The sequence below is a fragment of the Segatella copri genome, assembly GCF_009494395.1.
Lineage (GTDB): Bacteria > Bacteroidota > Bacteroidia > Bacteroidales > Bacteroidaceae > Prevotella.
In genome coordinates this window covers 1-10,842 of sequence record NZ_VZCB01000034.1, presented here as the reverse complement: position 1 = coordinate 10,842, position 10,842 = coordinate 1, and the positions used below count along the sequence as shown (strand labels likewise).

Annotated in this window: 4 protein-coding genes and 3 pseudogenes; all 7 read right to left on the bottom strand. The window is 47.4% G+C overall.

Annotated features, from left to right (window positions below; genetic code table 11):
* Positions 1 to 1,625 (bottom strand): annotated as a pseudogene (locus tag F7D73_RS16165) (hypothetical protein); the annotation flags it as partial.
* 199 nt (positions 1,626 to 1,824) lie between these two features.
* Positions 1,825 to 2,931 carry a phage antirepressor gene (locus tag F7D73_RS03615; protein WP_228117619.1) on the bottom strand — a complete coding sequence of 369 codons (1,107 nt, stop codon included), beginning with the start codon at positions 2,929 to 2,931 and terminating at the stop codon, positions 1,825 to 1,827.
* Positions 2,932 to 3,242: 311 nt separating this feature from the next.
* Positions 3,243 to 3,746, bottom strand: coding sequence for a hypothetical protein (locus tag F7D73_RS03610; protein ID WP_153122327.1), 504 nt, complete (start codon positions 3,744 to 3,746; stop codon positions 3,243 to 3,245).
* Between the two features lie 440 nt (positions 3,747 to 4,186).
* A complete protein-coding gene (locus F7D73_RS03605; protein WP_153122326.1) occupies positions 4,187 to 7,255 on the bottom strand; it encodes a type III restriction-modification system endonuclease in 3,069 nt (1,022 codons plus the stop codon).
* 4 nt (positions 7,256 to 7,259) lie between these two features.
* Positions 7,260 to 9,214 (bottom strand): annotated as a pseudogene (locus F7D73_RS03600) (site-specific DNA-methyltransferase).
* 70 nt (positions 9,215 to 9,284) lie between these two features.
* Complete coding sequence (locus F7D73_RS03595; RefSeq protein ID WP_153122325.1) at positions 9,285 to 9,959, bottom strand: DUF4391 domain-containing protein; 675 nt, start codon at positions 9,957 to 9,959, stop codon at positions 9,285 to 9,287.
* Position 9,960: 1 nt separating this feature from the next.
* Positions 9,961 to 10,788: pseudogene (locus F7D73_RS03590) on the bottom strand (ATP-dependent helicase); the annotation flags it as partial.
* Positions 10,789 to 10,842: the final 54 nt, after the last annotated feature.

The following is a 10,842-nucleotide window of genomic DNA, read 5'->3' as shown; positions in this document are numbered from 1 at the left end:
TCAGCTGTTACTGCTTTTTTTGAATTATGCAAGGTATAAACGCGGAGCCGCTTACTGGAAATCAGCAGTTCTACCAGCTTCGGCAGCTTCTTCGGCATCGGTGGAGGAGCAGGATACTCCTCTTCACTTTGAACTTGGAACATTGAACTTTGAACTGTATGATTACCCGCCAGGCGTTCCGGGGATTTGCAATCCCCGGCAAGCAAGCTATAACCATATTGTCCAGCAAGAAAGTCCCCCGCCAGGCGTTCCGGGGATTTGTAATCCCCGGCAAGCGAGCTATAACCATATTGTCCAGGAAGAAAGCCCCCCGCCAGGCGTTCCGGGGATTTGTAATCCCCGGCAAGCAAGCTCTTAGCCGCCTGCTCCGCCAAGGCATTCACCCGAATCACATCCCTAGAGAACGGCTTCGAACTGTCACCATATTTCGCATAGAAGTCATGAATCAGCTGATGGCAGTCATTCTCCTGATAATAGCTCGGCATTCTCTTCGCCACCACCTTCATCAGTTCCTCCTCACTCATCATACGTGACGCTCCGGCGCTCATAATGGCGAGCAGAGAGGAATGTCTGGACCCCACGGTATCGATATTCATTCCCTTCAGTCCCGCAGATTCCTGAAACAGGTCGAAGGCTATCAGATTCTTCTCACTGGCAGAATCAGAATGAATCTGTGTCATCTGTGAAATCTGTGGGAAATTCCCTTTGCCCGCAGACGTATTATCTTCAGGTCCCACAGATAACACAGATTTCACAGATTTTCCGGCATTCAGAACCTCCTCAGAATGAATCTGTGTCATCTGTGAAATCTGTGGGAAATTCCCTTTCCCCGCAGATGCATTATCTTCAGGTCCCACAGATAACACAGATTTCACAGATTTTCCTGCATTCAGAACCTCCCCAGAATGAATCTGTGTCATCTGTGAAATCTGTGGGAAATTCCCTTTGCCCCTGCCGTCAATCGTAAGCCCACGCTTCAAGAAAGCCTCTCTGCGGGCTTTCAGCTCCTCTGCGGGCAGCACCCCATACCAGTCCTTGGAACGGTAGATTTCAGAGGCTTTATCCGTGATATAGATCATTCTTTCGGGCGAGATGCAACTCTCATCATAAGGCACGCCCAGCGCCTCACAATACGCCTTCTGCGTCTCCTCGATGGTCATCCCTATCGGCATACGGATGTCGATATGCAGCTTCTTTCTGGCTGAATATTCCAGATGCAGCAGCATCCCTTTCCAGATGCCGTCGCTGCAGTTCAGCTCGCGCGCCTTCTCCAGCGCCTGCTCCACAAACTCCTTATCATCCACATCCACGGTAGTCTGAAAAAGGAAAGCCGTAGGGTCAGCATTGCTCTGCGATCTACGGTTTTTCAGAAAACGGTAGTAGTGAGCACAACGGAAGGGCAACTGCCCCTTAATTCTCTGTCGTGCTTTGGCGAGCTGGGCATCATCAGTCCTGTCCACGCTGCGAATGGACTTCTCGCCACGAATCTGCAGCACCATCTCGTGCAGCCATGGCAGCGAGATGGTCTTGTCATAAGCCGAGAGCGGCTGGCAGCTTGCGTTGCCCTTATTCCCCCCTCGGAACCCATTGAATGCAATCCAATGTTGCATCGTTTCATTTTTCATGTCCATAATAATATTAAAAAGAAATTAACGCCAAAGGCCCCCTCCTCCAGAAGAAAGCCCCTCCAGAAGGAGCGAAGAAGGAGCGAAGAAGGGAGCCGCAGAAGGAGCAAGGAAGCCCCCTCTGAGCCACCGTTCCAGGCGTTTCCAACGCCTGGTCCCCTTCCTCAAGTCCCCCGCCAGAAGCAGGCCCCCTCCTTCTTTACCCCAGGCTCTTCACCTCGTACATCTCCGCGAGCTCCCAGTAACGATGCGCCAGGTCGTGAATAAACTTCCTGCCCTTTTCGGTCCATACCAGATAGGTATGCGTCGCCGCCTTGCCCATTTTCTCCTTTCTGCCATCGCAGTTCGGATCCAGAAAGGCATTGTATCGGGTTCTGCTCTTCGCCAGTCCCATGTGCGCATACTCCGCATAGAGCAGATACTGCCCACTCTGGTAATACTGCACATGCAGCGCACAGAGCGAGCGGTTCAGTTCCTGCGCCGTGATACCCAGCTCCTTCGCCACCTGGGTGGTAGTGAAGCACGAAACGGAATCCAGCACATTGTCGCTGTAAATCGCCTTAGGCAGAAGTCCGTCCACCTGCTTCTCCAGGTTGATGACGTTCTCGCCCTGTATGGAAGCCCATCTCGTCTGCTCATCCAGCACTCCGTTGAGACGTCTGATCTCCACATCCTGCTCGCCGATGAGCTTCTTGTCGAGCCCCATCTGCACTTCCTGTTGATGCAGCTTCACGGTCTGCTCTTCGAGCAGCTTCTTCTGTTTCTCCAGCAGCCCCTCCTTTTCCTTCAGGGTAGCACGTAGAATCTGTTCGGCATTCCGAATCATCTCCTCCTCGCTCTCCCCCTCACTCACTGGGATATAACCGCCCGTCTTACGAATCTGAGGCAGCACCACCGAAGTAACCCAGTCCTTGAACTTCACAGCCGTAGCCAGTTTCGAACCGAGCACCAGGGCATAGAATCCGCTCTCGTTAACGAAGATCATCTGCGTTAAACGTTTGGCAGGAGTTCCATCCTTCTTCATGCCCACCTCTACCCATACGCCACGTTTCATGGTGTCATCACATCTAACATGCTGTTTTACAGAGTCTGACGATTTTTTATATCCCAGCGCATCACACAAATCCTTAGCACAGAACCAAGGCTCGCCCCTCTCATCAGTAGCGGTACGAACCATTCCGAACTCCGGATTCTCAAAAACAGCCACCTGTGCAGCCACCTTCTTATTTTTAGAAGACTGTGCACAACACTTGGCAGGGCTAGCAGCCTTGCTGCCCCCCACCTTCTGATTCATTAAATTTGTCATAATTAATAAATTTAAATGTAAATAATTGAACTTTTCGCAAGTCAGCCCCTTAGAACATATCATAAAGTTCAATGTTCAATGTAAAAAAAATAATTGTATCAACCTTGTCAAAGACCGATGGGCTGATACGCTACGCCACTTACAACATGGCAGGAAACCTATCCCAGCAACCTGGCGATAGAAAACGCAAAAGCCCCAGACCTCAGAACCGGTATCGTTCTGAAATCTGGGGCAAATGTACGGCGATATTTTGGATAAAAAATGGGGCGTACCCGTACGGTCGTACTAGTACTACTTACCAAAAAGCCGCATTATCGTAAATATTCTTTGATTTTTTCACCAAAATCCAATATAGAAGGCATAGAAAGCGCATCATTATAACGGGTTCTCATCACAGAAGGCTTCATATTCCAAAATCTCGAAAACACCTTCCATACATTATTTATCGCCAATGTGACGGATATCTGAAAAGCAAGATATGCTTTCTGATAATTGGAAAGATTGAGTGGTTGGAAATTCTCATCTAAAATCTCCTCCTTATATAATCTCATCAGGATTCTTGCCGCCTTCTCACTCTTTAATTCTTCAGGCAACTGAGGGATAAAAGGCAGAAGCGGCATAACTTTCTGAGAAAAACCAGATTTATCTTCTCCTTTATCCTTAACTTCATTCACATCCTCAAAGTCAGCTTCATTGAGATTGCTATCTGATGAAGAACCAGATGATGCTTTATCAGAAGACCCACCGAAGATGTTGTTACCAAAATGCCAATCTGGTGCATTTTCGAAATTAACATTTAAGTTTATTGTCATCATTCAGCAGATTAACTAGTTGTTGAACACTTGTAGTCATCTTCAACATGCGCTTGCCGTTGAGATAAACTACGATACATACACTCAGGCTGATTACGCCTATATTGGAAAGCGCAACCAAAAGAAATAAAATTGTTTTAGTCATAATACTCCCTTATTAAATCTCTTTTATGAAGAAGTGACTAAAAAACTACCTTTAGCTAGTTAGAGAAGGTAGCCCTCATGATTTTCACGAGGTGAGGCAGCTATTAGACGTCGCTGGCGATATCAGCAACACCTCGAGAATTCATGTAATTACTTTCATTTTGTTGATTTTTAAGTTTGTTGTTGTTGTTAAATTTATCTTTTTCCTATTTTTTCATAGGGAAGTGCGCATTTTTAGTGCTACACTTCCTCTCCTTACTTTCACGATTGTTCCGGCAATTCCGTTACCATTTCCACGGCTATTTCATCACTGCATCATACAATGCCTGATAGTCCTTGACAACATCATAAATGTATCCATTCTCGCTGATGGCAGCAAAATGCTTGCGGGCACACGCTATCTTGCATCCCTCGATGCCACGTATGTGTGAACCCTGGATATCATTACCCTTGGTTTCTGCCACAAAATAAACATGCTTCACGCTGCCTTCACGGAATGCCACAGCCCAGTCGGGATTGTATTTGCCCATAGGCGTGTTGATGTAGAAGCCACGAGGCAGTTTGGTATAAACCACCACGTCATCCTGACGCTCCAGAGACTCGGCAAAGTTCCTTTCTACACCCATGCTGTCGAGCACTACGAGGTCGTAGAGCGACTTCTTTGACTCTATGGCATTGATGCCCAACTTGCCTCGCAGAGCATCCACCGTAAAGATGTCGGTAGAGAACTCATCATTCAGTTTCTTATATGTGATGCACTGGATAACAGCAGAGGCCTTGCAGTCGTTGATAATCAGACCGGTCTTGATGATAAATTCCTCAGGATTCATCTTGAACATGCTGAATGTTTCCGGCTTGATACCCTTCAGAATTTCCACGACGGTCTTTCGTGTCAACCCCGTAGCAGTTACCAGCTGACCTATCAGGTCGTATGTCACTTCCTTGCCCACAGCTTCCGTTACATGGATGGTTCGGACATCGCCCTGAGTCATTGCCACGCCCGCTTCAAGCGACTCCTTATCTCTGATTTCATCCATCGAACCGCCTTCTACCACGATGCGGATTTCCGTAACCCTCAACTTTTCATCAAGTTCCTCGATGGCTTTCTTCACAAGACCAGAAGTTTCAAAGCTTACCTGATAGTAGGTGCGGCGATTGATGCGCTTCCAGAGATTCTGGAACTCCTTCTTGGCAAAATTGTCCTTCTGCAACTTGGCGAGCTTAGGCTTTCTACCATTCTCCGGTCTTACAGCCGCAGGATCAAAGACGGTATCAAGGGCTGCAATAATGCCCTCCCTCCAATCATTAGCCTTACCGAAGTCGAGCCTGTCATTGCGCTTATCATCAAAATACTGAGCAATCAAAGCACCGTTATCATCCACATAATCTTTGCGGATAAGGGCATTATAGATAGCTACAGCCTGATGGGTATCAAACTTGCCATTGGTTCCATCTGCCATCGTATATGACCTGCCCTCGAAAAGGTTGGCTGTGATGGTGATTGGTCGGTCGGCACAGGCTTCTGCCATTTCCGTCTGCAGTTTCTTGGCGAAATCATCATAGCTCTCGCTGGCTATCACGGTGAGGATATTGGTATCAAACACATGGTCGCCCAAAACATCCGCATCCTGGCGTTCTCCCTTCTGGTTCACGCAAAGGCGCATTCCTCGACCCACTTCCTGGCGCTTCTTGGTTTCGTTGTCCGAGTTCTTCAAGGTGCAGATCTGGAACACGTTAGGATTGTCCCAACCTTCCTTCAAGGCGGAGTGCGAGAAGATGAAGCGCACCGGCTCGTTTAGCGAAAGTAGACGCTCCTTATCCTTCATAATCAGGTCGAAGGCACGCTCTTCGTTCTCTCCCTGCCTTTCCTTCGATTCCACCGCCTTGCCCTTCTTATCCATGGAGAAGTAGCCCTGATGCACCTTGGATGCCGCATTGCGAGGGTCTGAAAGATAGCGCAGATAGGCTTCATCCGTAAACGATGGCAGCATTTCTGAAAGCACTCGGTTATATTCTTCCTCAAACATCTTGGCAAATTTACCCTTGCTATCCTCGCCTTCATAGAGGCGGTAGCTATCCACATGGTCGATGAAGAACAGACTGAGCACCTTGATATGCTGACTGAACAGCTGGCGCTCACGCTCCAGATGGGTGCGAATGGTTTCACGAATCTGAATACGACGGATATAGTCTTCGTTCACACTGCCCACGGCATCGCCTTCATGCAGAGTCAAGCCGTTGAGGAAGCGGACGATTCCCTGTCTTCCGTCTATGCGTTCTACGATGAAGTTGTTGTCATACTCGGCAAGTCCCCCACTCTGTTCCTTCAGGTAGAAGCGTTCATCCACGAGTCGGCTTACCTGCTTCGTTCCGGTCTGTGTCTTGATGTCGAAGCTGATGCGAGCCTGCGGATTGCCCTTGCCGATGACGATTTCCTCCAGATAGACGTAGCCGTTGGTGGCGGTACTGCCTATCTGTCTGATACCCTTCACCTCAATCTTCTTCACCAGTTTTTGGTTGTAGGCATCGATGGCATCCAGCTTATACACCATATTATATATATCACCCTTACGGTGGGTGGCGCTATACAGAAGGGTAAAGAGCGGCTTGAACATGGCAATACCCTTACGGGTCTTGTTCTTCTTGTCCACACCCAATACTGACTGAGGTTCATCGATAATCATGATAGGATGGGTCTGTGCCAGCACGTCGATAGGACGGCGGGAACCGAACTCATCACATCGTTCGAAGATGATGCGGGCTGCCTTATCAGGACGTGCGCCTTTACTCTTCTCCTCATCCATAGATGCGTTGAATGCCTGGGTATTGATAATCATCACGTGCATGCCTGCATCGCTGGCAAAGGCATCTATCTTACTGAGCTGCTTGGAGTTATACATAAAGTATTGCATGCGCTTTCCGTATTCCTGGGCAAAATGCTCCTGCATGCTCTCAAAGCTCTTCAATACGCCTTCTCGGATGGCGATGCTTGGCACCACCACCACAAACTTGGTCCAGCCATAGCGGGCATTCAGTTCATACATGGTCTTGATGTAGGTATAGGTTTTACCCGTACCCGTCTCCATTTCGATGGTGAGGGCGGTACCTACGCCTTGCAGCTGCTGCAGCTGTTCTACAGGTTTCAGACCCTGCTCTGTCTGTATGGCTCTTACATTCTCGCAGACGGCTTCCGGTGCGAGGATGACGTTCTTGTTACCAAAGCCTTTTACTACAAAGAGGTCTTGATGAACTCCCTGGTCCACGATATGGTCGCTCTGTCCGTCGCTTTTGGGCTGACCTGTAAAGGCATTAGCCACAGCCAGCGCCGCTTCGGTTTGGAAGCGTTGATGTTTATATCTGAGTTTCATAGGCTTAAATCACTCTAATATTCTTAACTACTTCCTGGTCGCTCCAATCCAGCTTCTGCTTGAAGGTCTCGTAGATATTAATCTTGTCGGCATCCTGGGCAAAGCAACTGTCACGGAAAATGACACGCAAAGGCATCTTTTCTGCCATGGCTTTTACTACGTCTTCTGATACGTTCTCGGCGAAGCAGGCCACCAGGTCGCCGTCGTTCACGGTATAGATGGTCTTGCCATCCACCACCTCCTGGGTCATAGGCAGAGAGAGCTGAACGCCCCAGTCGAGCATGCATCCAAAGAGCAGGTCGAGGTCGTTTCGGTCGGCCTTGATGTTGTTCAGGAACAGATCGAGCTGGTCTTGCTTGAATTCCTTCGGAGAACGCTTTACATCCTCGTAATTGCCTTCGTCGAGACGGAAGACACGGAAACCGGTATCGAGGTCGGCAGTGGTAAGAGGAGATTCCTCCTTGATTTTCTTGCCGGCACGGCGGATACGCTCCCTGGCGATTTCTGGGATGGTATTATAGCCAGCCTTTCTTGCCTCGCTATCTTCCGGAGTTTCTTCAGAAATCTGAACCATAATGAATTTGCGGTTGCCTCCATCTTCGGCGTTGAGCTGCATCACAGCGTGAGCGGTGGTGGCGGAGCCAGAGAAGAAGTCGAGGATGATGGAGTCCTTATCTGACGCTAATTTGCTTAATAGTTTACTCAATTCTACAGGCTTGGGGTAAGAAAAAATATCTTGACTTCCAAATAATGATTCCATTTCTTTGCGCGCAATTTGAGTATCTGGAATATCCTTTAATACAGATTTAATAGAAAGAGTTGACATCTCTTTTTTAGAATATAGTCTTCCATTTTCCTTAAAAAAGAATTCTTTTATAGTTTGACCTTTAAGGTCTGTTACTTTTTCACCTTTCAGCCATGAGAGAAACATATTTTTCATTGTCCAACCTGCTGATAATTTAACAGGTGAGGCTAATTTCCCATCTTTAAAACATAGTTTCCCTAATATTGTTATTTTTTCCGCTCCAGGTATTTCACCTTCTAAAATTTGATCTTTACCTTCGTATCTTATTCCTGCAGGGAATTCAATAACACTTTCAGGGTGTCTAGAATCAATTTTTTTATTACAACGCTCAATAGAATATTCTACATCTTCTGTTAATCGGTTGAAATATTTCTTTACGTTATAGTTTTTGGTATAACACAAAATATATTCATGAGACCTTGCTATTAATCCTGCATTAATACCTCTCGGAAGCGACCAAATAAAAGGTGCTATAAAATTACTTTCTCCTAAAACTTCATCGCAAATCTTTCTCAGATTCTCAACCTCATTATCATCAATCGAGATAAAAATCACACCATCCTCCTTCAGCAACGTTCTCGCCACCATCAATCTCGAATACATCATAGAGCACCAATCCGAATGAAAACGTCCATTCGAATCCATGTTCTTGATATATTTATTACCTAATTCATCTACTGCTCCCGAAGCCTCAGCATACTCATCAGCAGACATCGCAAAATCATCATGATAAACAAAGTCATTACCCGTATTGTAAGGCGGATCAATATAAATCATCTTCACCTTACCCAGATAAGACTTCTGGAGAAGTTTAAGCACTTTGAGGTTATCACCCTCAATATAAAGGTTTTGGGTGTTATCCCAATCCACACTATCCTCCTTTACGGGACGCAGCGTCTTCTTAATAGGCTCCAAAACTTCGGCACGAGCTGCCTGCTTGCCAACCCAGTTGAACTCGTATGCCTCAGGAGCATCTTCCACTGCATTGTCACCAAGAAGCTGGCGAAGCACGTCAAAATTAATTACACGTTTTACCCCCCCGTATCAGGGTCGGCTACCTCCGTAAAGCACGAAGGCGCAATCTGATAAAGCGCATCCAGATTCAGCTGCGCTCCATCTGCCGACTGCAATTCCATTCTATTGGGTCTATCCATATTATCTATTTTTTATAAATTATTCTTCATCATTTCCATATAGTGTACGAACTCGTACACTTTTGCTGAATCAGGAAAAATCTTTCATTTCTTTTTCCCATTCCGCAACCTTCTTCTTCAACGCCCGAGCCTCGTTGTTCAGCTCCAGCTGCCGGTTAAACTGCCTTTCAGTCCGAACCCGCTTCTGCAAGGCTGCAATCTCTTTCCTGCCCTTCTGTATCAAGGACTCCAGTTCCACCATGCGCTTGGTTTCCTCGCTACGGCTCGTGCCATAGCCGGAAATCACGCCTGCCATATTTTCATAGATGGCATCCATCGTAAGCCCCTGGATAGGCAAAGACAAATCTGCCTCACGGAGCCATTCCGAAGCGAAAGACTTCACTATCTTGAAGGTTCCTGCTGCAGCATCCAGCCATTCCTTATAGTTAAGCAGCAGCTTATACTGCCCCTCATATTCCAGAACAAACACCACGTGGCGAGGCATGTTCCTATCGATGAAGAGGAAGACATCATCCGGACAATCCTGCGACTTCAGCTGCGCAGAAAAGACCACAATCTCGTGAACCTCCTTGCCATCTGCCACATTGAGGGTGGAAGGAGCCAGCTTATAGAGCCACTTGATGGCCACCACATCATCTACGAAGTGCTGCTTCATCTTCGCATTCACTTCCAGATGCCTGTAGAAAGCGTTCTTAGGAACGGGCTTGCCAACAAACGTGGTTGGAGGATAATGTAAATCTATCATACTATCTGATAATTAAGAATGTTATTAACTCAAAGTCATCCAGCCCCTTGGCATCTCCCAGCAAGGCACTCGTCTCGCCCATGGAGAACAGGCTGTCGATATCCGACTCTTCCTTGACAGAAATGATGCTGTCAACCGCTTTCGCCAACATATCACTATAATGGCTCATCTGTCGGCCGTCAGCCGTTTCCCGGTTGATGATGGCACATAACTCCTTATCCGGCTGACTCTTGCCTCGGCACACGTGGCGCATCACATCGAGCAGTTTCTTAGGTTGCAGATGGTCGCAGACAACGGAGCCATCTTCGCCCAGATACACCATATAGAACGGATGCAGCAAGTTCTTCCTGTCGATATTGATATTCCTGTTTCTATTCTTCAGGATGAAGATAACGCCCGGCTTGGCGTTCTCCGAACTGGCCACCACCGCATTCATGCCAAACGGCGAGTGCTCTACATTCGGATTTTCCTTGACGTATGCCAGCAGGTCGAGGCGGAATTCATTCAAGCCCAAATCCATGATGTTGATGCCGGTATCCATATCCTCTATGTCTATCACCTCTTCCTGAAGCTTCTTGAGCTGGTTCTTGCGGTATTCCAGGTCACCCTTCTCGTTCTGCGACAACAGGTTGTCATCGCCCGTACTGGTGAGGACGGTAGCCTTCATACGGCTCTCTACACGACCTTTCAGTTCGATATACTGGTCCAGTTCCATATCCGGCCAATAGTTAACCAGCTGGATGACATCGTTTCTGCTGCCGATACGGTCCACACGGCCGAAGCGCTGGATGATGCGCACTGGATTCCAATGGATATCATAGTTGATGACACTAGTGTCCCGTTAAAACGAGACGATTATTAAATAAGTTATTAATACTCAAAA

Coding starts and splice junctions, on each gene's coding strand:
- F7D73_RS03610 (WP_153122327.1), bottom strand. CDS start 3,746: ATGATGACAATAAACTTAAATGTTAATTTCGAAAATGCACCAGATTGG.
- F7D73_RS03615 (WP_228117619.1), bottom strand. CDS start 2,931: ATGACAAATTTAATGAATCAGAAGGTGGGGGGCAGCAAGGCTGCTAGC.
- F7D73_RS03605 (WP_153122326.1), bottom strand. CDS start 7,255: ATGAAACTCAGATATAAACATCAACGCTTCCAAACCGAAGCGGCGCTG.
- F7D73_RS03595 (WP_153122325.1), bottom strand. CDS start 9,959: ATGATAGATTTACATTATCCTCCAACCACGTTTGTTGGCAAGCCCGTT.